General features: G+C 73.0%; 25 protein-coding genes and 1 pseudogene. 10 read left to right on the forward strand and 16 right to left on the reverse strand.

All coding sequences use genetic code 11. From position 1 onward, the window contains the following. Positions 1 to 24: 24 nt before the first annotated feature. From AMK19_RS35845 to AMK19_RS04765, 6 genes are all read right to left on the reverse strand, one after another. Positions 25 to 429 carry an SHOCT domain-containing protein gene (locus AMK19_RS35845; RefSeq protein WP_073808420.1) on the reverse strand — a complete coding sequence of 135 codons (405 nt, stop codon included), beginning with the start codon at positions 427 to 429 and terminating at the stop codon, positions 25 to 27. Between the two features lie 119 nt (positions 430 to 548). Next, complete coding sequence (locus AMK19_RS04745) at positions 549 to 905, reverse strand: hypothetical protein (RefSeq protein ID WP_073808421.1); 357 nt, start codon at positions 903 to 905, stop codon at positions 549 to 551. 40 nt (positions 906 to 945) lie between these two features. Continuing rightward, the gene (locus tag AMK19_RS04750) at positions 946 to 1,578 is read right to left on the reverse strand and encodes a QcrA and Rieske domain-containing protein (protein ID WP_073808422.1); all 633 of its coding nucleotides are present in this window, start codon (positions 1,576 to 1,578) and stop codon (positions 946 to 948) included. Then, a complete protein-coding gene (locus tag AMK19_RS04755; protein ID WP_073808424.1) occupies positions 1,575 to 2,192 on the reverse strand; it encodes a 4Fe-4S dicluster domain-containing protein in 618 nt (205 codons plus the stop codon). The genes AMK19_RS04750 and AMK19_RS04755 overlap by 4 nt, the downstream gene beginning before the upstream one ends. A gap of 6 nt (positions 2,193 to 2,198) precedes the next feature. Continuing rightward, positions 2,199 to 4,499 (reverse strand): molybdopterin oxidoreductase family protein, encoded by a 2,301-nt coding sequence (locus tag AMK19_RS04760; RefSeq protein WP_073808425.1) that lies wholly within the window; start codon positions 4,497 to 4,499, stop codon positions 2,199 to 2,201. 25 nt (positions 4,500 to 4,524) lie between these two features. Then, complete coding sequence (locus AMK19_RS04765; protein ID WP_443134992.1) at positions 4,525 to 5,664, reverse strand: MFS transporter; 1,140 nt, start codon at positions 5,662 to 5,664, stop codon at positions 4,525 to 4,527. A gap of 330 nt (positions 5,665 to 5,994) precedes the next feature. Between AMK19_RS04765 and AMK19_RS04770 the strand changes: the two genes are divergently transcribed. Continuing rightward, positions 5,995 to 6,570 carry a MarR family winged helix-turn-helix transcriptional regulator gene (locus tag AMK19_RS04770; RefSeq protein ID WP_073808427.1) on the forward strand — a complete coding sequence of 192 codons (576 nt, stop codon included), beginning with the start codon at positions 5,995 to 5,997 and terminating at the stop codon, positions 6,568 to 6,570. Positions 6,571 to 6,656: 86 nt separating this feature from the next. Here the strand turns inward: AMK19_RS04770 and AMK19_RS36410 are convergent, their stop codons facing one another. The 5 genes from AMK19_RS36410 to AMK19_RS04790 all read right to left on the reverse strand — a co-directional run bounded on the left by AMK19_RS36410 (position 6,657) and on the right by AMK19_RS04790 (position 9,562). Beyond that, positions 6,657 to 6,959: a hypothetical protein gene (locus AMK19_RS36410; RefSeq protein ID WP_198953203.1), complete on the reverse strand. Its 303-nt coding sequence runs from the start codon at positions 6,957 to 6,959 to the stop codon at positions 6,657 to 6,659. Next, a complete protein-coding gene (locus tag AMK19_RS36415) occupies positions 6,960 to 7,604 on the reverse strand; it encodes an SDR family oxidoreductase (protein WP_198953206.1) in 645 nt (214 codons plus the stop codon). Next, positions 7,577 to 8,074, reverse strand: a complete 498-nt coding sequence (locus tag AMK19_RS04780) for a GNAT family N-acetyltransferase (protein WP_083646499.1) — start codon at positions 8,072 to 8,074, stop codon at positions 7,577 to 7,579. Before AMK19_RS04780 ends, AMK19_RS36415 begins: the two co-directional genes overlap by 28 nt. 31 nt (positions 8,075 to 8,105) lie before the next feature. Then, positions 8,106 to 8,393 carry a DUF7677 family protein gene (locus AMK19_RS04785; protein WP_443134987.1) on the reverse strand — a complete coding sequence of 96 codons (288 nt, stop codon included), beginning with the start codon at positions 8,391 to 8,393 and terminating at the stop codon, positions 8,106 to 8,108. A 149-nt stretch (positions 8,394 to 8,542) separates the two neighbouring features. Beyond that, positions 8,543 to 9,562, reverse strand: a complete 1,020-nt coding sequence (locus tag AMK19_RS04790; RefSeq protein WP_198953212.1) for a LacI family DNA-binding transcriptional regulator — start codon at positions 9,560 to 9,562, stop codon at positions 8,543 to 8,545. Between the two features lie 445 nt (positions 9,563 to 10,007). Here AMK19_RS04790 and AMK19_RS04795 point away from each other — a divergent pair, with 445 nt between their 5' ends. From AMK19_RS04795 to AMK19_RS04815, 5 genes and pseudogenes are all read left to right on the forward strand, one after another. Further along, positions 10,008 to 11,159 carry a Gfo/Idh/MocA family protein gene (locus AMK19_RS04795; RefSeq protein WP_073808430.1) on the forward strand — a complete coding sequence of 384 codons (1,152 nt, stop codon included), beginning with the start codon at positions 10,008 to 10,010 and terminating at the stop codon, positions 11,157 to 11,159. 204 nt (positions 11,160 to 11,363) lie between these two features. Continuing rightward, positions 11,364 to 12,512: a dihydrodipicolinate synthase family protein gene (locus tag AMK19_RS04800; protein ID WP_073808431.1), complete on the forward strand. Its 1,149-nt coding sequence runs from the start codon at positions 11,364 to 11,366 to the stop codon at positions 12,510 to 12,512. Next, on the forward strand, positions 12,509 to 13,369 hold the full coding sequence (locus tag AMK19_RS04805; protein WP_073808433.1) for a sugar phosphate isomerase/epimerase family protein: 861 nt from the start codon (positions 12,509 to 12,511) through the stop codon (positions 13,367 to 13,369). Before AMK19_RS04800 ends, AMK19_RS04805 begins: the two co-directional genes overlap by 4 nt. 236 nt (positions 13,370 to 13,605) lie before the next feature. Then, complete coding sequence (locus tag AMK19_RS04810; RefSeq protein ID WP_073808435.1) at positions 13,606 to 14,706, forward strand: glycerate kinase; 1,101 nt, start codon at positions 13,606 to 13,608, stop codon at positions 14,704 to 14,706. A 696-nt stretch (positions 14,707 to 15,402) separates the two neighbouring features. Next, a pseudogene (locus tag AMK19_RS04815) lies at positions 15,403 to 16,212 on the forward strand (class I SAM-dependent methyltransferase). On the opposite strand, the gene AMK19_RS04820 reads toward AMK19_RS04815, so the two are convergent. The 3 genes from AMK19_RS04820 to mptB form a co-directional block, all read right to left on the reverse strand. Beyond that, the gene (locus tag AMK19_RS04820) at positions 16,182 to 17,357 is read right to left on the reverse strand and encodes a DUF4037 domain-containing protein (RefSeq protein WP_073809475.1); all 1,176 of its coding nucleotides are present in this window, start codon (positions 17,355 to 17,357) and stop codon (positions 16,182 to 16,184) included. The pseudogene AMK19_RS04815 and the gene AMK19_RS04820 sit on opposite strands and share 31 nt — an antisense overlap. 75 nt (positions 17,358 to 17,432) lie before the next feature. Then, entirely contained in the window at positions 17,433 to 18,659 is a 1,227-nt protein-coding gene (locus AMK19_RS04825; RefSeq protein ID WP_241844251.1) for a glycosyltransferase 87 family protein, read from the reverse strand. Positions 18,660 to 18,709: 50 nt separating this feature from the next. Beyond that, complete coding sequence (gene mptB / locus AMK19_RS04830; RefSeq protein WP_073808436.1) at positions 18,710 to 20,122, reverse strand: polyprenol phosphomannose-dependent alpha 1,6 mannosyltransferase MptB; 1,413 nt, start codon at positions 20,120 to 20,122, stop codon at positions 18,710 to 18,712. Between the two features lie 388 nt (positions 20,123 to 20,510). Between mptB and AMK19_RS04835 the strand changes: the two genes are divergently transcribed. The 3 genes from AMK19_RS04835 (at position 20,511) to AMK19_RS04845 (ending at position 22,603) form a co-directional block, all read left to right on the forward strand. Beyond that, entirely contained in the window at positions 20,511 to 21,389 is an 879-nt protein-coding gene (locus AMK19_RS04835; protein ID WP_083646502.1) for a GNAT family N-acetyltransferase, read from the forward strand. Beyond that, the gene (locus AMK19_RS04840) at positions 21,386 to 22,258 is read left to right on the forward strand and encodes a lysophospholipid acyltransferase family protein (RefSeq protein ID WP_073808438.1); all 873 of its coding nucleotides are present in this window, start codon (positions 21,386 to 21,388) and stop codon (positions 22,256 to 22,258) included. The genes AMK19_RS04835 and AMK19_RS04840 overlap by 4 nt, the downstream gene beginning before the upstream one ends. 78 nt (positions 22,259 to 22,336) lie before the next feature. Then, a complete protein-coding gene (locus tag AMK19_RS04845) occupies positions 22,337 to 22,603 on the forward strand; it encodes a metal-sensitive transcriptional regulator (protein ID WP_073808440.1) in 267 nt (88 codons plus the stop codon). A 1-nt stretch (position 22,604) separates the two neighbouring features. Here AMK19_RS04845 and AMK19_RS04850 read toward each other — a convergent pair whose 3' ends face one another. Beyond that, on the reverse strand, positions 22,605 to 24,269 hold the full coding sequence (locus AMK19_RS04850; protein WP_073808441.1) for a NaeI family type II restriction endonuclease: 1,665 nt from the start codon (positions 24,267 to 24,269) through the stop codon (positions 22,605 to 22,607). A 131-nt stretch (positions 24,270 to 24,400) separates the two neighbouring features. On the opposite strand from AMK19_RS04850, the gene AMK19_RS04855 reads away from it, so the two are divergent. Beyond that, positions 24,401 to 24,655 (forward strand): hypothetical protein, encoded by a 255-nt coding sequence (locus tag AMK19_RS04855; protein WP_073808443.1) that lies wholly within the window; start codon positions 24,401 to 24,403, stop codon positions 24,653 to 24,655. A gap of 9 nt (positions 24,656 to 24,664) precedes the next feature. On the opposite strand, the gene AMK19_RS04860 is transcribed toward AMK19_RS04855, so the two are convergent. Further along, positions 24,665 to 24,931, reverse strand: a complete 267-nt coding sequence (locus tag AMK19_RS04860) for a metal-sensitive transcriptional regulator (RefSeq protein ID WP_043911727.1) — start codon at positions 24,929 to 24,931, stop codon at positions 24,665 to 24,667. Positions 24,932 to 24,950 lie beyond the last annotated feature (19 nt).

The following is a 24,950-nucleotide window of genomic DNA, read 5'->3' on the forward strand; positions in this document are numbered from 1 at the left end:
TCCCGCCCGCCTCTCGGCGGGTTCTCAGGCGAGCAGTTTGGCCTTGGCCACGCGGAATTCGTCCTCGGAGATGGCGCCGCTGTTCTTCAGGTCGGCGAGCCGGGCGAGTTCGTCGACGTGCCGCGGTCCGGCGTCGCGGTTCTCGGTGCCGGCGGCCTTGCGGATGTAGTCCTGGAAGCCGCTCTCGGCCTGCATGGCGAGTGCCCGGTCGCGGTTGCCCATGGACTTGCCGCGGGCGATCAGGTAGACGAGGACGCCGATGTAGGGCAGCAGGATGACGAAGGCCGTCCAGCCGGCCTTGCCCCAGCCACCCATGTCGTGGCTGCGGAAGATGTCGGTGACGACCTTGAACAGCAGGAAGAGCCAGAGGATCCAGAGGAAGAACCACAGCATGGTCCAGAACAGGTTGAGCAACGGATAGTCGTCCATCGGGGGCTCCCTTTCCACAGGTCCTTCGAGAGGTATCACCACATTCCGGGCACCGCACTCTCAGCGGCGGGCAGCGCGGCAGCGGTGGCAGCGGTGCGCTGTGGTGCGCTGTGGTGCGCTCAGCGGTCGTGCGGGGAGATGCGCCAGGCGAGCAGGACGACCAGGAAGGACGCGGCGCTGAAGCCGGTGGACCACCAGGCGGTGGCGATCTCGCCGCGCATCCAGGCGTCGGTGGCGACGGTGAGGGCCCACAGTTGGCCGATGACGACGGTGATGGCGAGGCCGACGCGGGCGGAGAGGATCGCGGAGCGTTCCGGCTGCTGGTCGGTGCCCGCGCCGGGGCCAGGGCCGGTGGCGGTGACCCGGGCGTCGGCGTAGCCGGAGGTCGGCCGGATCTGCGGATAGCGTTCGTGGATGGGCCGGTTGAGGCGCGGCTCGTCGCTGCCGGGGTGGTAGCCCTCGGGGAAGTGGCTCACCGGGCGCCCCCGCGTTCGGTCGACTCGCTGCGCTGGTGGGTCATCGGCCGCTCTTCCGGTTCGGGCAGCCGGCGGCGTCCGCCAGTGCCGGGTTGCGTTGGCGCAGGCCCCGGCACAGGCCCGCCTGTTCGTCCTCGCCGGAGCGGGCGGTGCCGATCGCCCAGACCGCGCCCTGGCCGTCCTCGACCACGATGACCTTGGGCAGCGGCCGGGGCGGCGGTCCGGCTGTCACCACGCCGGTTCGGGAGTCGAACTTCCCTTCGTGGCAAGGGCAGTAGAGGTCGCCTTCGGGTCCGTGGTCGCGTCGCCAGAGCACGCCGCAGGCGAGGTGGGTGCAGACGGTGGAGTAGCCGACGAGGGTGCCGTCGGGCAGCCGGATCGCCATCGCGCGGTCGTCCTCGCCGGGGTAGTCGAAGCTCACCGCCTGCCCGCGTTCCAGCCGGTCGGCGACCTTCAACGGGGGTGCGCTGCCGTCGCCGTGGCGGTGCAGCACGCCGGCGGAGACGACGGTGGAGCCGACCACCAGGCCGCCGGAGACGGTGGTGACGATCCGCAGGTAGTCGCGGCGGGTGGTGAGCGGGTCGGCGCTGATCCGTTCGCGCAGCGCGGCCTGTTCGGCCCGGTGGCGGTCCTCGGCGCCGTCCGGCTCGGGCGGGTCGGTGGGGCTGGTCACGCCGGGGCTCCGTTCCCGGGCGTGGGACGCCCGTTGACCTCGATCAGGTTCAGCAGGCCGCCGGGGACGGGTGCGCGGCGCTCGGGCGGCACGACCATGGCGACGCCGGTGGAGACGGTGGTGGCGCCGAAGGTGAACGCGGTGGAGACGTCCACGCCGGGCCGTTCGGCCTGCAACTCCTCGACGGTGCCGTAGAACAGGGCGCCGGTCGGGCAGACGGTGGCGCACATCGGGGCCAGGCCGTAGGAGGTGCGGTCGTAGCAGAGGTTGCACTTCATCTGGAGCTTCGCCGCCAGGTCGATCTTGGGCACGCCGAACGGGCAGGCGTTGACGCAGTTCCCGCAGCCGATGCAGCGGGTCGGGTCGGCCTCGTGGACGACGCCGTCGGCGGTGATCAGGATCGCATCCGCGGGGCAGACCTCGGCGCACGGGGCGACCGGGTCCTCGCAGTGCATGCACACGGTGGGCAGCGAGGCGGTGGTGCGGCCCTCGTCGGTGTAGTCGAGGTGGATCATCGACTTGCCGCGGTGCGAGTCGCATTCGCGGCACGCCGACACGCAGGCCTGGCAGCCGATGCAGCGGCCGGGGTCGATGAAGATGGTGCGTCCCAGCATCGCGGTTCAGCCCCTCTCTCCGGTGCCGCGGCCCTGCGGCGAGGTCGGCGGCAGCGGGTCGGTCCGCGACGCCTGGGCCTCCGGGTACGCCTCGTGGCCCGGCGGGGTGGGCGGCGCGGGCACCTCGTCGACGGACCGGGCGCGTTCGATCCGCACCGCGCACACCTTGTACTCGGGGATCTTCGAACGCGGGTCGAGGGCGTCGATGGTCAACTCGTTGGCGGCCACCGGGTACGGCCAGTGGTAGGGCACGAACACGTGGTCGGGCCGGATCGCCTCGGTGACCAGCGCCGGCAGCACCTCGCTGCCCCGGCGGGTGACCACCCGCACCGGTTCGCCGTTGCGGAAGCCCTGCGAGGGGTGCACCTCCACCCACGGACGCGGCGTCTGCTCGACCAGCGCGCCCAGCCGGCGGGTCTGGTTGCCCGACAGGAAGTGCGCGACGGTGCGGCCGGTGGTCAGCGTCATCGGGAACTCGTCGTCGTACGGGTCGGCGGGCGGGTGCCACTCGACCGCCTGGAGGTGGATCTTCCCGTCCGGGTGGTAGCTCCTGCCGTCCTCGAACAGCCTTGGCGTGCCCGGGTGTTCGAGGCCCGGGCAGGGCCACACCAGGCCGCCGGTCTGCTCCAGCCGCTCGTAGGTGATGCCGTAGTAGTCGATCACCGTGCCGGCCGAGGCGCGGCGCAGTTCGTCGAACACCTCGCGCGATCCCTCGAAGGCGAACTTGCTTCCCACGCCCAGGCGTCGGGCGAGTTCGCACATCACCCAGGTGTCGGTGCGCACCCCCTCGGGGGGTTCCTGCGCCTTGTTGTGCTTGACGACGCGGGCCTCGGCGTTGGCCATCACGCCCTCGTCCTCGGCCCAGGTGGTGACCGGGAACACCACGTGCGCGTTGGCCGCGGTCTCCGAGAGGAAGAAGTCGAACTGGGCGTGGAACTCCAGCTTGTCGTAACCGTCCTTCACCACCGCGTAGTTGGGCAGCGAGACGAACGGGTTGTTGCAGACGCCGATCAGGCCGCGGATCTCCTGGCGCTGCATCTGCCACACCATTTCCATCATCGACGTTCCGGCGGGCGGGAGTTCGGCCTCCTCGATGCCCCAGATCGCGGCGATCTGCCGGCGGTGCGCCGGGTCGTTGATGGAGCGGCCGCCGGGCAGCAGGTCGGACTTCTGGCCGTGTTCGCGGCCGCCCTGCCCGTTGCCCTGGCCGGTCAGCGTGCCGTAACCGGCCCCCGGGCGGCCGAGGTTGCCGGTGGCGGTGCACAGGTTGATGACGGTCAGGCAGTTCTCCACGCCCTGGGTGTGGTGCTCGATGCCGCGCGCGTGCCAGCCCATCGCCCGCCGTGCTCGGCCGAACGCCCTTGCCACGTCGACGATTTGCTCGGCGGGGACGCCGCAGATCCCGGCGGCCCGGCTCGGCGGGTACGCCTTGACGGCGGCCTTCACCTCCGGCCAGCCGGTGGTGTTCGCCGCCAGGAACGCCTCGTCGGTCAGCCCCTCATCGACGATCACCTGCAGCACCGCGTTGAAAAAGGCGGAGTCCGTACCGGACTTGAGCGCGACGTGGATGTCGGCGGTGCGGGCGACCGCGGTCTCCCGCGGGTCGACCACGATCAGCGTCGCGCCGCGGTCCCGGGCGCCCCACACGTACTGGGTCAGCACCGGGAAGCACTCGCCGACGTTGGACCCGGCGATCAGCAGGCAGTCGGTCTGCAGGATGTCGGCGAACGGGTTGGCCGCCCGGTCGATGCCGAAGGCCAGCTTGTTGGCGCCCGCGGCGCTCACCATGCACAGCCGGCCGTTGTAGTCGACGTGCCGGGTCCGCAGTGCTACCCGGGCGAACTTGCCGACCAGGTAGGTCTTTTCGGAGAACAGGCTGGCGCCGCCGAGCATCCCGAACGCGTCCCGGCCGTGCTCGCGCTGGATCCGGCCGATCTGCCCCACCGTGAACTCCAGCGCCTCGTCCCAACTCACCTCACGCAGCGGCTGGTTGCGGTCCCGGCGCATCAGCGGCGCGGTCAGCCGGTCCGGGTGGTTGACCTGCTGGTAGGCGTTGATTCCCTTGGGGCACAGGCGCATTCGGTTGATGTCGTGGTTGCGCGGCTCCACCCCGAACACCTTGCCGCGGCCGTCCACCCGCAGGTACATGCCGCACTGGATGCCGCAGAAGCAGCAGTGCGTGGGGACGAGGGTCTGCTCGGTCTGGTCGGCCCGCCAGGCAGCAGCGGGCAGGCCGCCCGCATCGCGGAAGTTGCGCGTCCCCAGCGGGGCGACGCTCGGGTCCAACGGAACGTGCTCGGCGGTCACTTGGGCCCTCGCTCGACATCGTCGGTCACTTGAAGCCTCGCTTGACGCTCGACAGGTACGCGGAGCCGCGCAGCACCCGCTTGCAGCGCGGGCAGTACTCGGCCCACTCGTCGAAGCCGAGCCGCAGGTCGCGCATGGTGGCGCGCAGGTTGTCGACGGCGGCGACGGTGTCGATCGGCTGCCCGCAGCGGCGGCACGCCCGCAGCTCCTCGGCGTCCGAACCCCTGCGCCGCGCCGTGTACTTGAACAGCTGCATGCCGACCGCGGCCGGGCGCTGCACGATGTGGAAGAACTTCCCGAACGGCAGGTAGACCAGGGTGAGCACCACCGACACCATGTGCAGGACCGCCAGGAACTCGTAACCGCCGCCGTGCAGGAACATCTCGGAGAAGGTCAGCAGCAGGCCGGTCACCGAGATGGTGAGCAGCGCCAGCAGCGGGAGGAAGTCGTAGCCGAAGCGCTGGCCGGTGGTCGCCGCCCGGTCCCGCACCCGCCGCCACAGGAAGTAGCCGACGCCGCCGATCACCATCACCGCGGCCAGGTCGAGGCCGTGGTAGAGCGCCCAGCCGAGGAAGCTGCCGGAGTCGAAGCCGAACAGCTTCAGCCCCCACAGCCGCATCTCGTAGCCCGGGCCGCTCGCGCCGGAGGAGGTGAAGGTGAACCAGCCCCAGGTCAGCGGGAAGGTGATGGCCGCCGCCAACAGGCAGCCCCAGAAGATCAGTTGGTGAGCGGCCCAGCGGGCGTGCGAGCGGGCGCCGAGGAACTTCTGGAAGCCCAGGTAGGTGGCCGCCATCCTCGGCAGCGCGGTCGGCGAGTTTCGCAGGTTCTCCCAGGACAGCGCCGCGCGCCAGCCCTCCACGAACAGCCGGCGGGCGGCCGGGGCGGAGACCCACACCGTGTAGCGGTACACCACGCCGAAGGTCAGGAACACCGAGGCGACCGCGTACGGCACCAGCGCCGAGTCGAAGTCCCGCAGGCCCCGGCTGCCGAGCAGGATCGCCAGCACGAGCAGCATGCTCGCCGCGGCGGCCACCAGCGAGGCCCGGCCGGTCGGCGAGTGCGTCTCGCCCGGCGCCGGGCCCGCCCGCACGGCGCCCCGACGGTAGGGCGGCGGGCCGTCCGCCGCGGAGGGGCCCCCGGCGGCCCCGGGGGGCGGCGGTGTCACGGCCACGCGCACTCTCCCAGCACTCGACAGCTCGATCCGGTGGTCGATCGGACGGTCGGGCCCGGGCGGCGCTGCGCGGCCCGGGACGGCCCGGCGCGGCTTGGTGCTTTTCGTGCGGCGTTCGGCCCCGACGTCCTCTCGGCTTCGGACGCTAGCGAGCACCCCGGTCTTCCCGCGCGCCCACTGCACCCCCGGCGGCGCGTCGCTGCGCCGAACGGCGGAACGCATCGCAACGGTCGTCAAGATGCTTTCTGTTATGGGCTGTTGATCGCACCTCGCCCCTCGGCCAGGGGTGGACCGGAAGGCCCGCGGCAGTTAGGGTACTGCTTCATGTTGAAGGACGTACATAACTCACCCGCTCCCGAACCCACCCTTGCCGAGGACCCCGACGGCCACCTCTACGACCCCGGCGTGCGCGAATCGATGCGCGCCTTCGCCCTCGGCGACGACACCCTGGCGCTGGAGGCCGCCGCCGCCGTCCGCTCCGCCTCCCAGGCCGTCGACCGGCTGCGCGCCCACGGCGCGGGCGGCCGCGGGCTGAGCACCGGGGCCCTCGATCTGCTCACCCGGCTCGGCAACGCCGACGAGGGCGGTCTGACCATCGGCGAACTGGCCCGGGCGGCCGGCGTCAGCTCCCGCAACGTCACCGGGCTCGTCGACACCCTGGAACGCGAGTCCCTGGCCCGCCGCGTCCAGCACCCCGAGGACCGGCGCTCCGTCCGCGTCACCGTCACCCCCGCCGGCCGCGAGTGGCTCGACGCGTTCCGGCTGCCCACCCAGCGCGCCATGTCGGCGATCTTCCGCGGCTTCACGCCGGAGGAGCTCGCACAGTTCCGGCACCTGTGCCTGCGCCTGGTCGTCAACCAGCAGCAGCTGGAGCACCACCTCTCCGCCGGGCGGTCCTGACGGAACGGCAACTCCGGCCTGTCGCTTCGTGCACGCGACCGACCGGAGTTGCCCGTCTCCGTGCACTTGTCGACCCCTTCTGTCAGTCAGGCCGGGTTCGACGATCGGAATACGTCGGCGTTGCGTGCACACCGGGCGGCGAACGAGCCCGGCCGGCGTCCGAGCAGCCGCTCCACGGTGTCGGTGCGCAGGCCCACGGTGTCGGCCCGCATCAGCCTGAACCCCTCGACGAGGGCGTCGGCCAGCGCCCGGGGCGCGCCGTCCGGAAAGCGCGCCCGGACGGCCTCGCCGGGCGTGCGGGCCGTACGGACCTCGATGCTGCGGCCGAGGGTTGCGGCGAGGATCCGCACCTGTTCGGCGACCGTCAGGCACTCGTCGCCGGTCAGCACCTACTCGGCGCCCTGATGGCCGTCCTCGGTGAGGACCTTGGCGGCGACGGCGGCGACGGCCGCGATGTCCTCGGGGTCGATGGGCGCGATCCGGCCCGGACCGACCAGGTCCAGGACGTAGCCGTCCGCGCCGATCGTCCCCACCCACTCCAGGGCGTTGGCCATGAATCCTCCGGGCCGCAGAACGATGGCCGGGACGCCGCCGGCGCGCACGATCTCCTCGCGCGCGTGGTGCCAGCGCCCCATCACGTCCCGCTGCCCGCCCAGCACGGTGGCGGACGACAGGTGCACCAGGTGCCGCACTCCCCCGGCCCGGGCGGCGGCGACGGCGTGCTCGGCGTGCGCGGTGCCGATGCCCGGCGTGAGCAGGAACAGCTTCTCCACGCCCGCCAACGCGGCTTCCAACGTGGCCGGTTCGCCCAGGTCGCCGACCACGTGCTCGGCGCGGGCGGGCAGCGCGGCCGCGCGGGCCGGGTCGCGGGCCAGCAGGCGCAGCTCGGCGCCGGTCGCGTCGAGCGCGCGGACCAGGTGCCGGCCGAGGTTTCCGGTCGCGCCGGTGATCCACCGGTCGGCGGCCGATCTGCTGGCCGGCGCCCCGGCGGACGCCTGAGCACGGCTCAGCCGAGGCCCAGCGCCGGCCGGCACTCCTCGACGCCGACCAGTTCGATGTCGTCGCGGCGGCCCTGCTCCCAGGCGTCCCGCGTCAGCCTCCAGCGCTGGATCGGCGCGAGCTCCCCGCGAAGGGTGTCCCACGTGGTGCCGTTCGGCTCGTAGCCCAGCGTGCGGGACACCTTGTTGGACGCGTGGTTGTCGGCGAAGGCGTCGCTCTCGGCCTCACGCGCGTCCAGCCCCGCGAGCGCCAAGTGCAGGACGGCCGACCGCATTTCCTTCCCGATCCCGTCCCCGCGCCGCCCGGGCACCAGCCACGAGAACGAGGACACCACTCCGAACCTGGTGAAGTCGGCCCCCACCAGGTCCTGCATCCCGACCGGCTCGCCGTCCACCAGCACCACGAAGTACAGTCGCCAGAAGCTCTCGCTCACCCGCGCCCGCCCCGCCCAGATCGCCCGCAGCCACGCGCAATCGACTTTCGCGCTCCATCCCGGCACCAACACCCGTGCCGCAGGCCCGCCTTGACGATCGACCTCAGTGCAGCTCGCACTCCCATGCCTCCAGTGCGGCCTCGCCCGGCGGCAACTCCCCCGTGCAGTACTGGTAGAGCCACGTCGCCGCCCGCCGCTCGGCGTACTTCTCGTTGACCGGCTCCCCCTGCGCGTCCAGTTCGAGGACGTTCACGAAGACGGCGAAGCAGACCTCCGCCTGCGACGGCGAATCCCGCAGCTCCGCCCAGTAGTCGATCCCCTCCGACATCGGATGCCCCACCGACCCCCCGGGCGAGCCACCCGGCAAACCGCCGAATCGCCCCGGAGGCACCGGGCGTCACACGCGAAGCCATGCCGGGCAACCTACCCGCCCGACGCCGGCGCGCGAACAGGAGCCCGACGAGCACGGGTTCGTGGCGGAGCTCGCACGCCGGGCCGACGCCCCGGAACCGGGCCGACCGGCGCGACTCCGACGCCGCGTCAGTCGGTCCTGGGCGCGGCCGTGCTGTCGCGGAGCACCACCTCGGCGAAGGCGGAACTGGTCTCGGGCTTGCCGCGGCCGCTCTCGCGCAGCGCGAGGCGGACGGCGGACGCGCCCATCTTGGCGAGCGGGAGGCGGACGGTGCTCAGGGCCGGGGCGAGGTCGGTGGCGAGGGGGATGTCGTCGAAGCCGGCCACCGAGATCTGCTCGGGGACGGAGATGGCCCGGTCGCGAAGCTCCGCGAGGACGCCGGCGGCGCAGATGTCGGAGAGGGCGAGCACGGCGGTGGGCAGCGGGGTTCCACTCTCCTGGGCGACGTCCAGGATGCGGGCCATCGCGGCGCGACCGCCCTCCCGGGTGAACTCCGTGCGCTGGAGCATCCCTTCGCCCAGCGTCAGGTCGCTCTCGCGCAGGGCGTCGAGGACGCCGTCGAGGCGGTCCTCGGCGACCCGCATCCGCTCGGGGCCGGTGATCACCGCGAAGCGGCGGTGGCCGAGCAGGCCCAGCGAGTGGGTGAGCGAGGCGGCGCCCTCCCGGTTGGCGACCTCGACGGTGTCGTACAGCGGGCCGTGATCGGTGATCGCGGCCACCCGACCGCCCTGCTCCTGATACGCCGTCAGCGCCTCGTCCAGCTGCTGGAGCACCGCGATGTCGTTGTACGCCGACCCGGCCAGCACGATCGCCCGGACCCGGTGCGCGTGCAGCATCCGGATCGCCTCCAGCTCGCGCCGCGGGTCGCCGTCCGTGCTGGTCACCAGCGACATCAGGCCCGCCCGGGCGGCCGCGTCGCCGACGCCCCGGGCGATCCCGCCGAAGTACGGGTCGGCGACGTCGTGCAGCAGCACCCCGATGGTCGCGCCGGACGAGCGGGCCAGGGCCTGCGCGGGCGCGTTCGGGAGGTAGCCGAGGGCGTCGGCACTCGCCCGGACCTTCGCCGAGAGTTCCTCCGTCACCGACCGCGCCGAGCCGTTCAGGGCCCGGGAGGCGGTGGCCAGCGAGACACCAGCGTGCCGCGCCACATCTCCGAGAGTGACAGCCACCCGATTGCTCCCCGTTTCCCTCGCCCTGCTCGCCGATGATCGAGGGACAGGGTACCGCCCGGCCCGGCCCGGTCGACCGAGGCGAGCACAGCTCCTTGACCGGGGCGGGCGGGCCGCTTAGCCTCGGCGCATGGAAAGCGCTTTCCAAGGGTCTTGCGCGGCCAGCATGGAAGGCGCTTTCCAGCAGTCTGCACAAAGCCGCACAGGGCTTCTGCAGCACCTTCGACCCACCCCTCGAACACCACGACGGGCCGGTCGGCCGGCCGAGCCGGAAAGCGCTTTCCCGCACCGCCGTGCCACGCCCGGCGGGCGCAAACGGTAAGCGCTTTCCCGCTCCACCGGCCGACCCGCGCCCGTCACCCCTGTCGTTCCATCTCCTGTCGTTCCACCTCACCACCATCTCCGCCCACGGAAAGGACCCCCCATGTCCCGCAGGGTCATCGGCATCGTCATGAACGGCGTCACCGGCCGGATGGGTTACCGCCAGCACCTGGTGCGCTCGATCCTGGCCATCCGCGAACAGGGCGGTCTGCCGCTGGGCGACGGCCAGGTGCTGTGGCCGGAGCCGATCCTGGTCGGGCGCAGCGCCGCCAAGCTGGAGGAGTTGGCGAATCGCCACGGCCTGTCGCACTGGACCACCTCGCTGGACGAGGCGCTGGCGCACCCGCTGGCGGAGATCTACTTCGACGCGCAGGTCACCCCGGCCCGCGAGTCCGCCATCAAGGCGGCGATCGCCGCCGGGAAGCACATCTACACGGAGAAGCCGACTGCCGAGTCGCTGGATGCGGCGCTGGAGTTGGCGCGTCTGGCCCGGGAGGCCGGGGTCTGCAACGGCGCGGTGCAGGACAAGCTGTTCCTGCCGGGCCTGCTGAAGCTGAAGCGGCTGGTGGACGGCGGCTTCTTCGGTCGCATCCTGTCGGTGCGCGGCGAGTTCGGCTACTGGGTGTTCGAGGGCGACTGGCAGGACGCGCAGCGTCCGTCCTGGAACTACCGGGCCGAGGACGGCGGCGGCATGATCCTGGACATGTTCCCGCACTGGCGTTACGTGCTGGACGGCATCATCGCCCCGGTCCGCTCGGTGTACGCGCACGCGGCGACGCACATCCCGCAGCGGGTGGACGAGCAGGGCCGCCCGTACCCGGCGACAGCGGACGACGCGGCGTACGGCGTGTTCGAGCTGGAGGGCGGGATCGTCGCGCAGGTCAACTCCTCGTGGGCGGTCCGGGTGGACCGGGACGAGCTGGTGGAGTTCCAGGTGGACGGCACCGAGGGCAGCGCGGTCGCCGGCCTTCGCAACTGCCGTATCCAGCACCGTGGTTCGACCCCGAAGCCGGTGTGGAACCCGGACCTGCCGGCCACCGAGCAGTTCCGTGAGCAGTGGCAGCAGGTGCCGGACAACGCCGAGTTCGACAACGGCTTCAAGGTGCAGTGGGAGCTGTTCCTCAAGCACGTCGTGACGGGCGCGCCGTACCAGTGGGACCTGCTGGAGGGCGCCAAGGGCGTGCAGCTGGCCGAGCTGGGCCTGCGCTCGGCCCGCGAGGGCCGCCGCCTGGATGTGCCGGAACTCAGCCTCTGACGCGCTGCGCGTCCGCCTTCGGGCACCCCGGCACCCCGGCACCTCGGCAGCCCGGCAACCGGACGGACAGGCGGCGCGAGTCGGCACCCGGCTCCGCCGCCCGTCCGACCCGTCCGACCCGTCCGACCCGTCCAAGGTTGCGCACCTCCTCCCCTCTCCCCTCCTGCCGATCCTCGCGATCGGCCGATCCCAAGGCCTGACACCATGACTCATCTCGATCTGCCCGGCATCGGCCGGTACCAGTTGCGCGAGCCCGTGGCGCTCGCCGCCCCGTCGGGGCCGGCCTCGTCGCGGGTGGCGTTCGCGGCCGCCCATGTGGTGGCCGATCCGCTGGGCGGGAACGCGCCCGGTGCGCCTGCCGCCGTGGACTGGGAGGGCACGCTCAAGTTCCGGCACCGGCTCTGGGAGTTGGGCCTCGGCGTCGCCGATGCGATGGACACCGCGCAGCGCGGCATGGGCCTGGACTGGGCCGCGACCCAGGAGCTGATCGCCCGTTCGGGTGCGGCGGCGAAGTCCGTCGGCGGCCGACTGGCGTGCGGCGCGGGAACGGACCAACTGGCCTCCGTGAAAGTCTCGTTGGCCGAGGTGTCGGCGGCGTACGAGGAGCAGCTCGCGGTGGTCGAGGCGGCAGGTGCGCAGCCGATCCTGATGGCGAGCCGGGCGCTGGCGGCGTCGGCGCGCGGTCCGGAGGACTACCTGTCGGTGTACGGGAAGCTGGTCGAGCAGGCCGAACGGCCGGTGATTCTACACTGGTTGGGTGAGATGTTCGACCCGGCGCTGGCGGGCTACTGGGGTTCGGCGGATCTGGACGAGGCCGCGCAGACGGTGCTGGAGCTGATCCGCAGCCACCCGGGGCGGATCGACGGCATCAAGGTGTCGCTGCTGGACGCGGGCCGGGAGATCGCGCTGCGGCGTGAACTGCCGCCCGGGGTGCGGATGTACACGGGTGACGACTTCAACTACCCGGAGCTGGTGCGGGGTGACGAGGTCGGTCACAGTGACGCGCTGCTGGGCGTGTTCGACCCGATCGCGGAGGTCGCGACGGCGGCGCTGCAGGCGTTGGACGCGGGTGAACTGGCGCGCTACGACGAGCTGTTCGGACCGACGGTACCGCTGGCCCGGCACCTGTTCGCGGCGCCGACGTTCCACTACAAGACCGGCATCGTCTTCCTGGCGTGGCTGTGCGGGCACCAGGACCACTTCACCATGGTGGCGGGTGCGCAGAGCGGCCGTTCGGTGAGCCACCTGGTGGAGTTGTTCCGACTGGCCGATGCGGCCGGGGTGTTGGGCGATCCGGAGTTGGCGGCCGGTCGGATGCGGGAGTTCCTGGCGCTGGCGGGAGTGCGGGCATGAGCGGGGCGGCGCTGAAGGCGGCCGAGGGGTGCGAGCGGCTGTCGCTGAACCAGATCACCACCAGGGGCTGGACGTTGGAGGAGGCGGTGCACGGCTGCGTGGACGCCGGCATCCCGGCGATCGGCCTCTGGCGGGACAGGGTCGCCGAGGCGGGTCTGGCCCGGGCGGCGCGGCTGTGCCGGGACGCGGGTCTCGCGGTGAGCAGCCTGTGCCGGGGCGGGTTCCTGACGGCGGGCGACGAGGAGGCCCGTCGGGCGGCGTTCGCGGACAATCTGGCGGCGATCGAGGAGGCGGCCGAACTCGGCACCGACACCCTGGTGTTGGTCGTGGGCGGTCTGCCGTCGGGCAGCCGTGACCTGGTCGGGGCGCGCCGCCAGGTCGCCGAAATGATCGGTGAACTCGCCCCGCACGCGGGCGACTTCGGGGTCCGGCTGGCGATCGAGCCGCTGCACCCGATGTTCTGCGCGGACCGCGCGGTGGTCTCCACCCTCGGCCAGGCGCTGGACCTGGCCGAGGCCCACCCGGCCGAGCAGGTCGGTGTCGTGGTGGACAGCTACCACGTTTGGTGGGACCCGGAGTTGGAGCAGCAGATCGCACGGGCGGGGGCGGGCAACCGGATCGCCTCGTACCAGGTGTGCGACTGGACGCTGCCGCTTCCGTCGGACGCGCTGCTGGGTCGGGGCCACGTCGGCGACGGCCACATCGACTTCGGCTGGCTGACCGACCGGGTGGCCTCCGCCGGCTGGGACGGCTGGATCGAGGTCGAGCTGTTCAACGAGAAGGTGTGGAACACCCCGGGCGAGCAGACCCTCGCCACCCTGAAGGAGCGGCACCGCACGCACATCGTGCGAGGCTGAGGCCCCTTCGGGCGGACGCGCGGGCGGGTCGGCCGGTACTCGCGGCCGGCTCGCCCTGTCGCGTCGCGTCGCTTCGTGTCGCAGCACGCCGTGTTGTGTCGCAGCACGCCGTGTCGTGTCCCAGCGCGTCGCTTCGTGTCGCAGCGCGTCGCGTCGTGTCGTGGTGGTGGGCGCGGGTTGTGCTCCGGTTGGCTGGTGGGACCGGTGTCGGGATCGAGAGAGTCGGAGGTGGGCGGATGCGGATCGTCGTGGCGCCGGATTCGTTCAAGGGGACGATCGACGCGGCGGACGCTGCCGAGGCGCTGGCCTCGGGCTGGCGTTCGGTGCGGTCGGCGGACGAGGTGCGGTGCGTGCCGATGGCGGACGGCGGCGAGGGGACGTTGTCGGCCGTCGCCTCCGCCAGTCCGGGCGCCCGGCTGGTCGACGTCCCGGACGTGACCGGCCCGGACGGCCGTCCGGTGCGCGGGCAGTTCGCGTTGCTGCCGGACGGCACGGCCGTGGTCGAGCTGGCCGTGGCCAGTGGACTCCCGTTGCTGGGCGGCGAGTTGCGCCCGCTGACCGCCACCACCCGGGGCACCGGCGAGACCGTCGCCGCCGCGCTGGACGCCGGTGCGACCCGGCTGCTGATCGGCCTCGGCGGTTCGGCGTCCACCGACGGCGGCTTCGGCCTGCTGTCCGCACTCGGCGCCCGACTACTGGACGGCTCCGGCCGCACCATTCTTGACGCGGCGTCAGATCTAGACGCTGCACTCGACGCTGCGGCCTCCTTCGACCGTTCCCGGATCCGCTTCGCCCCGCCCGGCGGGGTGGTGCTGCTCACCGACGTGACCAACCCGCTGCTCGGCGCGCGCGGCGCGGCGGCGGTGTACGGGCCGCAGAAGGGCGCCGGCGAGCGCGAACTTCCGCTGTTGGAGAGAAGATTGACGCGGCTGGCCGAGCTGATGGGCGGCGACCCGTCGCATCCGGGCGCGGGCGCGGCGGGCGGCACGGGCTACGGGCTGCTCGCGGGCTGGGGCGCGGTGGTCGACCCGGGCGCCCCGGCGGTGGCCCAACTCCTCGGCCTGCCAGGCCTGTTGGAAGCGTCCGATCTGCTGATCACCGGCGAGGGCCGCTACGACGCGACCAGCCTCCAGGGGAAGGCCGTCGGCGAGGTGGTGCGCCTGGCCGAGGCGGCGGGCGTCCCGTCGACCGTGGTGGCCGGCGAGTCGGCGGCCGCCGGGGTACTCACCCTCTCCTCACTGGCGGGTTCGTCGTCCGCGGCCCGCACCGAGCCGGCCCGCTGGCTGCACCGGGCGGGCGCCGTGCTGGCGGCACGCTGGTCGGCGTCGCACACCTGACCGTCCGCCGGACGCCGGACGGTCCCGTCGGCGTCAGGCCGCCGGTCCGACGGACAGTCCCGACAGCGGCGCGCCGCGTCCGGCCCCGACCGGCGTGCCCCGGACGTCGCACGAGCCGACCTCGTGTCGCGGCCACCGCTCGTGGGTTGTTCGCCGGTCCAGCCATTGCAGTTCTCGAAGCCGGTCTCGACCGTCCCGCGGAACGCCAGTGCCTCGTGGCCGATGCCGAGGGTGTCGAGCAGGAGCTCGAGTGCCGCGTCCACGTCGTCCACACTGCGGTCCACACCGACCAGTGTGTACGTGACCCGCGCATCGGGGTCCTGGCTCAGCGTGAAGTCGGTCCTCCCGATGCGGAAGGCCGCCGCGTCCACCCGACCGAGCCCGACCGAGCCCGACCGAACCCGACCCAGCCGCGCTCGACGGTCAGCAGCTGGCGGGCGGGGTTGTGCCGGCCCTGGCTCGACGGTGCCGGTTCCCCGGGCTCGAGCCCCGGAACCTCGATCGTCGCCATGTCGTCCGCTCCGCCTCCCCCTCGAGCACCACCGTTCGACGCTCACGACAGGCCGGCGCCACCAGCAACCCTCGGCCGGGCGGGCGACATCCTGCGGAACGCCTCCTGCCCGCCGACCGCCGACCGTGACGCACCGTCCGATAATCCGTTGACCAGCACACGTCGACCCGGAAGGCTGCATCGCCATGTCCACTTTCTCTGACGACGCCTGGCCCGACTCACTCCCTCCCGCCGACTGGACGGACTGGGCGGCGGCCAACCGCGCGAACTGGGACGAGCGGGTGCCGGTCCATGTCGGAGGGGCGTTCTACGACGTGCCGGCGTTCGAGGCCGGCGCGGAGGTCCTGCGGGACTTCGAGCTCGCGGAGGTCGGCGACGTGACGGGAAAGCGCTTGCTGCATCTGCAGTGCCACATCGGCCTGGACACCCTTTCGTGGGCGCGGCGCGGCGCGCTGGTGACGGGGCTGGACTTCTCCGAACCGGCGCTGGTGGAGGCCGCGTAGCTGGCGGAGCGGATCGGGGCGGCCTCGGCGCGCTTCGTCGCCGCCGACGTGTACGGCGCGGTGGAGGCGCTCGACGGCGAGACCTTCGACGTGGTGTACACCGGCATGGGGGCGCTGAACTGGCTGCCGGACGTTGCCCGTTGGGCGCGGACGGTGGCGGCGCTGGTCCGCCCGGGCGGGTTCGTGTACCTGGCGGAGTTCCATCCGTTCGCGGAACTCGTCGCGGACGACGGCCGCACCCTGGTGGAGGACTACTTCGACCTCGCGCCGGCCGTCCTGGACACGCCGGGCAGCTATGCCGACCGGGCGGCGCGCATGTCGGCCACCCGCACCGTGCAGTGGCGGCACGGCGTCGGCGAGGTGGTCAGCGCGCTGACGGCCGCCGGGCTGCGTCTGGAGTTCCTCCACGAACACGCGCACGGCCACTTCCTCCTGCCGCCCGGCCCCCGCGTCCCCCTGGTCTACTCGCTGCGCGCCTCCCGCCCGTCCTGAACCCCACCGGACCCGCTCAGGACGTCGACGGCCGCCCGGACGGCCGCGGGGTGGGCGAGCAGGTCGGTGCTGTCGGCCCACTGGTCGACGGCCCCGGTCAGCGGGAGGCCGCGCAGCTCGGGGTCGGTGACGGTGCCTTGCAGGGCCTGGGCGAACCGCTCCGCGTGCAGCACCTGATAGGGGCGGCCGTGGTACCACCGACGGGCCGGATCGAGCGGCTCGGTGAGCCCCAGCGCGTTGTGGGCGCGGGCGGCCGCCTCGTAGGCGTCGCACAGCCGCCGTTCGCGCGTGTCGGGGTCGGTGGCGGCGAGCGCGGCCCGCAGCGCGGGCCCGAGGACGGGGTCGGCGGGCAGGCGGGCGAACGCCCGGCCCAACCACTTGCCGTAGGGCGCGTACGTGCGGTGTTGCAGCAGGGTGAGCCGCATCAGGTCGCGCGCCAGGCGGGCGGCGACGACGGCGGCCCCGAGTTCGTCGCCGGTCTCCGCGCAACGGCCGACGAACGCCTCCTCCTGGGCGATGCGTTGCCACTGGCAGGCCATCAGGTGCCGCCACAGCTGGTCGGGATACCAGTGGAGGCGTCGACGGACGGCGGTGAGAGTGCCGTGGTCGTCTCGCAGGACAGTGCCGGCGACCAGTTCGGCGAGCCGCTGTTGCGGGAGGGCCAGCCAGTCGGCGGTGGTGGGGTCGGTGTCGATCCAGGCGGCGGCGCGGGGGCCGAAACGCTCGGTGAGCCAGCCGGGCAGGTGGTGGACGGTGACGCGGTGGTCGACGGTGACGCCGGTGGCAGGTTCGAGGTGGCTGACCGGATTGTGCGGGTCGCCGGTGCGCCGGAAGTGGGTGGACCAGCCGTGAACCTGCCGGGGAAGCCGTTCCGCGAGCAGCGCGGTGATGGCCCCGCCGTGCCGTTCGGCGTCCTCGGGAGTGAGGAAGAGCTGGAGTCGCGGCCCCCAGTCGTGGTCGGCGGACCGGGCGGTGTCGAAGCCGAGCACCTCGGAGCCCGGCCCGATCCGCGCGGCGGCGTACCGAAGCAACGGGTAAGCGCTTTCCAACTGGGGTCGGACGGCGTCCTCGTACAGTGCTGCGGCGAGTTCAAGCCCCGGGACGAACGGCGGCTCCGGGGCGTTCGGCGGCTCCGACGTGATCATGCCGCCCACTGTGGCAGTGGGCGCCGCCGGGGTCCACCGCATATCGACGCGCCCCTTGCACCCGCGCGAGCCCGCTCAGCCGACGGCGGCCGGGCGCTTGCGGGGACGCCCGGGACCGCCCGGCTTCGCGGTGCCGGGGTTCTCGGTGCCCGGCTTCGCGGTGCCCGGCCGGGCGTTGCGGCCCGGGGGCGTCACGGCGGGAGCCGGGCCGTCGTCGGGACGGTGGCGGATCGGCATGGCGACCAGCAGGGCGAAGGTCACCAGGACGTAGGCACTGCCGCCGAACAGTGTGCCGGGGGTGCGTCCGTCGGGTCGCCAGAGCCACACCATGCCGCTGGAGATGACGAGTTGGAGCAGCCAGCTGACGGCGAGCACTCCCCGGCGGCGTTCGCGCAGGGCGGCCTCGGCGAGGACGACGAGTGCGGGCAGCGCCCACACCAGGTGGTGCACCCAGGTGATCGGGCTGACCAGGCAGCAGGCGAGCCCGGTGAGACTGTAGGCGGCGAGGCTGTCGCGGGCCCGGGCGGCGTGGCGCAGCCGGTGGGTCCAGATCACGAGGACGGCGAGCGAGGCGGCCACCCACAGGGCCCGGCCCGGGAGTTGGGGCCCGAGGCGGGCGATGAGGCCTTGCAGGGACTGGTTGGACATGTTGGCGAAGCCGCCGACCCGGTCGGTGTCCCAGAGGGTGGCGGCCCAGAACTGCCGTGAGACCTCGGGGCCGATCAGGAAGCCGAGTCCGGTGGCCCCCAGCGCGGTGGCGGCGGCGGTGCCGGCGGCGCGCCACTGCCGGGTGATCAGCAGGTGGACGATGAACAGCGCGGGCGTGAGTTTGATCGCGGCGGCCAGCCCGGTGCCGACGCCGGCCAGGAACGTCCAGCGGCTGTCGGCGAGTCGGCGGTCCGCGAAGACCAGGGCGACCAGCAGCAGGTTGACCTGGCCGAAGCTGAAGGTGTCCCGCACCGGGTTGGTGAGGGCGCACAGGCAGGCCGCCAGCCCGAACGCGTACCAGCGGCACCAGCCGTACCGGCGGGCGATCGGGTCGATCAGCCAGTACAGCAGCAGGGCGGTGGCGGCGGCGGACAGCGTGACGCCGACCGCGATCGCCGGGTGCCAGCCGAACAGGCGCATCGGCAGCATGCAGAGCGCGGCGAACGGCGGGTAGGTGAACCCGTAGGCGGTGCCGGGGCGGACGTAGTCGTAGAGCCGGCCGGTGTCGAACCAGTGCCGCACGGTGCCGTAGTACACGCCGATGTCGAACCAGCCGCGATGCCCGGGGATGACGGCCAGGACGAGCGCGGTCACGAGCACCGCCCCGACAAGAACCGTGATCCGGGCGGCGGTCGTCCCCCGGGTCAGCACGCCAACTGCCTCTCCCGGAACGGCATCCCGCGTTCGGCGGCCAGCACGGCGACGGCCCCGATCGCAAACCCGCCGACGGCGAGCACCAGTTCCGCGCCGTCCGGGCTGAAACCGTCCGGCATCAACGTGAACGCCAGGACCGCACAGGCGAGTTCGACGCCCCGGCGGACGCCCGGCGTGCGCACGGCGAACGCGGCAGGCAGGACCGCCCACAGCGCGTACCAGGGCCGGAAGGCCGGCCCGAGGGCGACCAGCGCCGCGAACGCGGCCGCCAGCGCGGCCACGGGTTCGGCCTCGCTGCGGACAACTCGTCGCGCCAGTAGGGCGATTGCGACCGCCGCGAGCGCCAGCCCGACCAGCCGGGCGGCGGCGACCGCACCGTCCGGCCCCACGCCGGTGACCTCGGCGGCGAACCGACCGAGACTGGTGCTGAGCGACCAACTGGTGCCGGTGGCGGAGGTGGTGAGCGCGGCGACCCACCCGTACCCGGTGCCGGCCGCAGCGGTCACGGCGAGAACGGTGACGCCCGCTGCGCACAACACCCTTGCCGCTGCGGCCAGTTGCTTCCGCCTTCCGCGACCGGCGACGGCGGCGGCGACCAGCGCACACACCACGGGCAGCGCGAGCACGGCCGGAGCCTTCACCAGCGCCGCCGAGGTCACCAGCGCTGCGGCGAGCAGACCCCGCCCCCGGGTGGCGGCGAGCAGGCCGCCGAGCAGCAGGGCGAGCGCCGGGGCGTCGTTGTGCGCGCCGCCGATCAGGTGGAGCAGCACCAGCGGGTTGAGCGCGCCGAGGCGCAGCGCGGTGGCGGGGTCGGTGCCGAGGGTGCGGGCGAGGGCGGGCAGCAGGGCGGCAAGTGCGGCGACGGCGAGTACGGCGGCCAGGCGCAGCAGCAGCGTTCCGGCCCAGGGGTGTTCGGCGAGCGGGGCGGTGGCGCGGGCCAGCAACAGGAAGGCGGGGCCGTAGGGGGCGGGGGTGTGTTGCCAGACTTGGGGTATCTGTGCGGCAGTTGGTCCGCCGAGGTCGGCGGGGCCGTGCGTGTAGACGTCCAGCCCCTGGGCGAGCATGGCACCTTGGGCGAGGTAGCTGTAGGCGTCTCGGCTGAACAGTGGCGGCACGAGCAGCAGCGGGGCGGCCCACCAGGCCAGGGTGGCGGTCAACCATCGTGTGCCGGGGGGTGGTTGGCCTTCTCCGGGGCGTCCGACGAGCAGCCAGGCGGCGGTCAGGACGGCGAGTCCGGCGAAGACCAGCGCGGTGCCGGCGCCGCCGGAGGCGCGCAGGGTGGGGCCGGTGTCGGCGGCGGGTCGAGAGCCTGCGGTGAGGGCGCCGGCGGCGAGGGCGAGCGAACCGAGGAGTCCGAGCCACCGGTACCGGCCCGGGTAGGCGTTCGCGCCCGTGTTCGGCATGTCGGGAACGGTGGCAGAGCGCGGTGGCGGCCGGGCGACGGGTCCGCGTCCGGCAGATGGCCGCGGAACGTCCGGATCGGGGGGTGCCGTCCAGGCCGGCGAACATGCCCGTCGGGGCCGGCGAACACGCCCGCCCAGGCCGCCGAACACGCCCGTCCGGGCCGCGAACTGCTGAACTCCGGTTGCCGAACCGGTCATTCAGCATGTGCACATCTGTTCTCCGTCGGGCGTCCATCTGAGGGCCAGTCGGGTCGGGGAGACATACCCATGCCGCTCGTGACCGGCGCCGCCCGACCGGCGGACCGGGCGTGGGCGTCGTGTCGTCGCGTGTCGTCCCGTGCTGTTCCGTCGCCACCGTATCGCGCCCCGAGACCCCGGAGTGTCCGCCATGACCACCGCCCCCGTCCGTCCCGTCCAGTCCCCTTCGGCCCACACGCCCGGTGCGGCCGGTGCGGCCGGTGCGGCCGGCCAACAGGCCTCCTACCAACTGGTGTTTGCCCGCACCGAGGCGGACGTGCGGGCCGCGCAGCGGCTGCGTCACCAGGTGTTCGCGAAGGAGATGGGGGCGGTGCTGAACTCGACGCTTCCCGGCCTGGACGCGGACCCGTTCGACGAGTTCTGCGACCACCTGCTGGTGCGCGAGCAGCCGAGCGGCGAGGTGGTCGGCACCTACCGGCTGCTGCGTCCCGAACAGGCGCGCCGCGCGGGCCGGTTGTACTCGGACACCGAGTTCGACCTCGGCCGGCTCGGCGGCCTGCGGGACGGGCTGGTGGAGGTCGGCCGTTCCTGCATCGCCGAGGCGCACCGGGGCAACGGCGCGGTGATCAACCTGATGTGGGGCGGCATCGCCCGCTACATGACGGCCACCGGCAACGCGTGGCTGGCCGGCTGCTGCTCGATCCCGCTGTCGGACGGCGGGACGACGGCGGCGGGGGTCTGGGACGCGGTGTCGGCCAAGTACCTTGCGCCGCAGGAGTATCGGGTCTCCCCGTTGCGCCGGTGGTCGGCGGACGGCGTGGCCCGGCAGGGGCGGACGCCGATCCCGGCGCTGCTGCGCGGCTACCTTCGCCTCGGTGCGTGGGTGTGCGGGGAGCCCGCGTACGACCCGGACTTCAACGTGGCGGACCTGTACGTGCTGCTGTCCCTGGAGCGCACCGACCCGCGCTACCTGCGCCACTTCCTGGCCGCGGCGGCCGACCTGCCGGTCTCCGCCATCAACTCCCGCGAGAGCCGCGGCACTTCGAACGAGGCGGCGACGGCGGCATGAGTGCCTGGCTGCCGATCGCGCCGTGCACGCCCGGTGACTGCGTGACGGTCGCCGGGCGCCGGGTGGGTGCGGCCCGCCGGGTGCTGCGGGTCGCCGCGTGCCTGGCGGTGCTGCTGGTGGGCGTCGCGGCGACGCCGGTGGTGCGGGTGGTCCGGTGGCTACCGGCCGAGCGTCTGGTGCGCTGCTGGGCGCGGCTCCTGCTGGCGGCGCTGGGCGTGCGGGTGCGTCCAACTGCCTTGCCGGGCAGGCAGGTCGGCGGTTCGCTGCTGGTCGCCAACCACGTCTCGTGGCTGGACATCCTGCTGGTCGCCGCCGTCCGCCCCGGCCGCATGCTCGCCAAGACCGAGGTCGGCCGCTGGCCGGTGCTCGGCCCGCTCACTTCCTGGGGCGGCACCATCTTCATCGACCGCGACCGCTTGCGTGCTCTCCCCGACACGGTCGAGCAGATCGCGTCGGCGCTGCGCCGGGGCGAGCGGGTGGTGGTCTTCCCCGAGGGCTCCACCTGGTGCGGACGCGGCGGCGGCCGTTTCCGTCCCGCCCTGTTCGAGGCGGCGGTGCGCGCCGACGTCCCCGTCCAGCCGCTCACGTTGCGCTACCGGGCGGGCGGCGCCCCGACCACCGCACCGGCGTTCGTCGGCGACGACGGGCTGCTGCCGTCGCTGTGGCGGGTGGTCTCGGTGCGCGGCCTGGTCGGCGAGGTCGAGTTCCTGCCGCAATTGCCGCCCGCGCTCTTCCCCGGGCGTCGCCACCTGGCCGCCGCCACCCAGCGCGTGGTCGACCGCCACCGTTACCCGTCCACTATCACCCACCCGACGGAGCAGCCCGTCCGCGTCCCCGCTCCGCGCCCCCGCGCGGACGTCGCGCACTGACCGCGAAACGGCGGCGGCAGGTACGACCGTACGGCTCCCGTATGATCGGGCGAGTTCAGAGAAGGCGAGGAGTGCTCCATGCAGGTGGACGAGGAGGCCGTCGGCGCGGTGCTGAACCGGCTGCGCCGAGCCCAGGGCCAACTGACCGGTGTGATCGCCATGATCGAGGCCGGCCGAGACTGCAAGGACGTTGTCACCCAACTCGCCGCCGTCTCCCGCGCCCTCGACCGGGCCGGCTTCAAGATCCTGGCCAGCGGCATGCGTCAGTGCCTCGCCACCGCCGACGAGAACACTCCCCCGATGACCGAGGCCGAACTCGAGAAGCTCTTCCTCACCCTCGCGTAGGTCACCGGGGGTGGCGGCCCGGCGGAAGTGCCTCCACGGCGTCCTCCGGCCGGGCGACGCACCACCGTTCCCCTGTCAGTTCCAGCGACGGAACCGAGCCGTGGTCGGGGCGAAGGCGCACCAGTCGGGCGGCGAGGAAGTGGCGAGAGCCCCGCGGCGGCACCGGAAAACCGAGCGCGGCAGTGATCTCGTGGAAGCGCTCGTTGAAAGGGGTCAGCACGATGATCCCTTCCGCCGCGAGCCGCTCGGCGGCGTCGTGCACTCGACTCCCAATGGACTCTGTACGGGCGATCGCCTGCACGGTCCGTCGGTCGATCGGCCGGAGTTGGACCATGCGGAACAGCCGGCCCAGCTGATCCTTGGGCAGACCTGCGGCGCTGATCGAACGACGTTCCTCCGCCGTCATGGAGCCCAGGACGTTCGGCCCCAGCTCGACCCGGTGGTGCAGCCAGTGGATCTCCGACGGGCCGGCCAGGTTCCGCGGAGTGGCGCGCACCACCCCGATCCGCCACCAACCGGCCGCTTCGTTGACCTCGACCAGCAGGAAGAGGCCGTCCGACTCGTCGGGCGCGACAGTCCATGCCGGGGCCAGGGCGAACCGGAAGCGCACCTGCCGACCGGCGACGAGGAGTCCCGAGGACGGTCCGTCCGGAAGGTTCAACGCGTGTTGGAGGTGGTTCGCCACGATCGCCGTCAGCGAGGCGAGCTCGACGGCGGGAAGCTGGTCGAGCCGGACCCGCCCCGTCCGTGCCGCGTCGACCACCTGGTCCATGGCGCGCGTGACGGCAGTCACGATTCGTCTGCCCAACACATCACGCCGCTGGATCTCGGCGATGACCTCGCCGAGGTCCTCGTCGTCGCCGCGGTACGGAGCGGACGCTGCGGCGGTCGGTGCCGCGTCGGCGCGCAGCAGTCGTCCGTCCGATTCGTCGCCCGCTCCCTCCTCGGCCGCCTCCAGCCGGTTCTCCAGCTCGACGCAGCGCCGCTCGGCCTCCGCCGCACGCGATTCGGTGTCCGCCAGCTCGCCTCTCAGCTTCTCCAGCACGGCGCGAAGTTGGTCACGTTCCTCGCGCAGGGTCTCGAAACTCTCCGACCGTTGGGCGAGTTCGGCGCGGTGGGTGATCCGGTCGGCGGTGGCGGAGGTTTCGACGGCGCGGATCTTGGCGTCCCGGTCCTCGATCTGCTGCTTCGCCGCGATCACCATGTCGCGCAGCAGGCGGGTTTCCTGCTGGAGCATCCCGTTCTGCCGTTCGGCGTCGGCGAGTTCGTCGCGCAGGCCTTGCAGCCGGGCGCCCTTGGGGCTGGCGACCTGCAGGGCCGCACGGTGCAGGCCGCGCACCAACGAGCACACTGCCGGGGCGAGTTCGGCGCCGAGGGCCCGGTCGCCGTCGGCGATCAGTTGGTCGACGAAGTCGGCCGGCGGGACTGCGTGTCCGCTGAAGAAGCGTGAGAGCGACGAGCGGTCCCAGGTCACCCTGGCCGCGTAGCGGGTCAGCGAGATGCCGAGGCGCTGGGCCAGTTGGCGCAGGGCGAGGGCGAGTTGGTAGCGCTCCTCGCCGATGGCAGCGCGGTCGAGGTCCTTCTGGAAGACCATCGTGCGCGGCCCGCCGGGCAGTGGCAGCAACTCGCCCACCACGGTCTCGGGCCGGCCGTCGTACTGCTCCACCGTGCGTTTCTCCCACCGGGGCCGGGCGCACCGTTGCAGAGAACTCGCAACGGTGTGCGCGTGCGGCAACGCTCTGCCGCCCGCAATGATCCAGACGGCAGATCACCGACTGGTCCTGGAGGGGAAATTCTATGCCGCGACGCTCGTCGCCCCAGCCGTCTCTCGCCCGCGCAGCCACCGGAATCGGGCTGGTCGGCGGGTCGACCGGGCTGGGCGTGGTGGCCGGCGCGCCCTGGTGGGCGACTCTCGGCTGCCAGGGTGCGGCGCTCCTGGTGGCCGCCCTCCACCTGGTCTTCCCGCAGGACTCCGCGGATCGCCTCGAATGGTGGCGCCTGTGGTGGACTCGCGGGGCCGAGCCCGGGAACAACCCGGACTCGGCCCCGTGACAACGTCGCTCAGGCGAGGGTGAGGAAGAGCTTCTCGAGTTCCGCCTCGCTCATCGGGGCGCCGCCTTCCTCCGCCTCGGCCATGCACTGGCGCATGCCGCTGGCGACGATCTTGAAGCCGGCCCGGTCGAGGGCGCGGGAGACCGCGGCGAGTTGGGTGACGACGTCCTTGCAGTCGCGACCGGCTTCGATCATGGCGATGACGCCGGCCAGTTGGCCCTGGGCGCGGCGCAGCCGGTTCAGTACGGCGCCGACGGCCGCCTCGTCCACCTGCATCGGGTCTCCTCCTCGTGCT

It is taken from the genome of Kitasatospora sp. CB01950, assembly GCF_001905465.1.
Taxonomy (GTDB): Bacteria; Actinomycetota; Actinomycetes; order Streptomycetales; family Streptomycetaceae; genus Kitasatospora.

Coding starts and splice junctions, on each gene's coding strand:
- AMK19_RS35845 (WP_073808420.1), bottom strand. CDS start 429: ATGGACGACTATCCGTTGCTCAACCTGTTCTGGACCATGCTGTGGTTC.
- AMK19_RS04755 (WP_073808424.1), bottom strand. CDS start 2,192: ATGCTGGGACGCACCATCTTCATCGACCCCGGCCGCTGCATCGGCTGC.
- AMK19_RS04770 (WP_073808427.1), top strand. CDS start 5,995: ATGTTGAAGGACGTACATAACTCACCCGCTCCCGAACCCACCCTTGCC.
- AMK19_RS04795 (WP_073808430.1), top strand. CDS start 10,008: ATGTCCCGCAGGGTCATCGGCATCGTCATGAACGGCGTCACCGGCCGG.
- AMK19_RS04800 (WP_073808431.1), top strand. CDS start 11,364: ATGACTCATCTCGATCTGCCCGGCATCGGCCGGTACCAGTTGCGCGAG.
- AMK19_RS04805 (WP_073808433.1), top strand. CDS start 12,509: ATGAGCGGGGCGGCGCTGAAGGCGGCCGAGGGGTGCGAGCGGCTGTCG.
- AMK19_RS04810 (WP_073808435.1), top strand. CDS start 13,606: ATGCGGATCGTCGTGGCGCCGGATTCGTTCAAGGGGACGATCGACGCG.
- AMK19_RS04820 (WP_073809475.1), bottom strand. CDS start 17,357: ATGATCACGTCGGAGCCGCCGAACGCCCCGGAGCCGCCGTTCGTCCCG.
- mptB (WP_073808436.1), bottom strand. CDS start 20,122: ATGCCGAACACGGGCGCGAACGCCTACCCGGGCCGGTACCGGTGGCTC.
- AMK19_RS04835 (WP_083646502.1), top strand. CDS start 20,511: ATGACCACCGCCCCCGTCCGTCCCGTCCAGTCCCCTTCGGCCCACACG.
- AMK19_RS04840 (WP_073808438.1), top strand. CDS start 21,386: ATGAGTGCCTGGCTGCCGATCGCGCCGTGCACGCCCGGTGACTGCGTG.
- AMK19_RS04845 (WP_073808440.1), top strand. CDS start 22,337: ATGCAGGTGGACGAGGAGGCCGTCGGCGCGGTGCTGAACCGGCTGCGC.
- AMK19_RS04855 (WP_073808443.1), top strand. CDS start 24,401: ATGCCGCGACGCTCGTCGCCCCAGCCGTCTCTCGCCCGCGCAGCCACC.
- AMK19_RS04860 (WP_043911727.1), bottom strand. CDS start 24,931: ATGCAGGTGGACGAGGCGGCCGTCGGCGCCGTACTGAACCGGCTGCGC.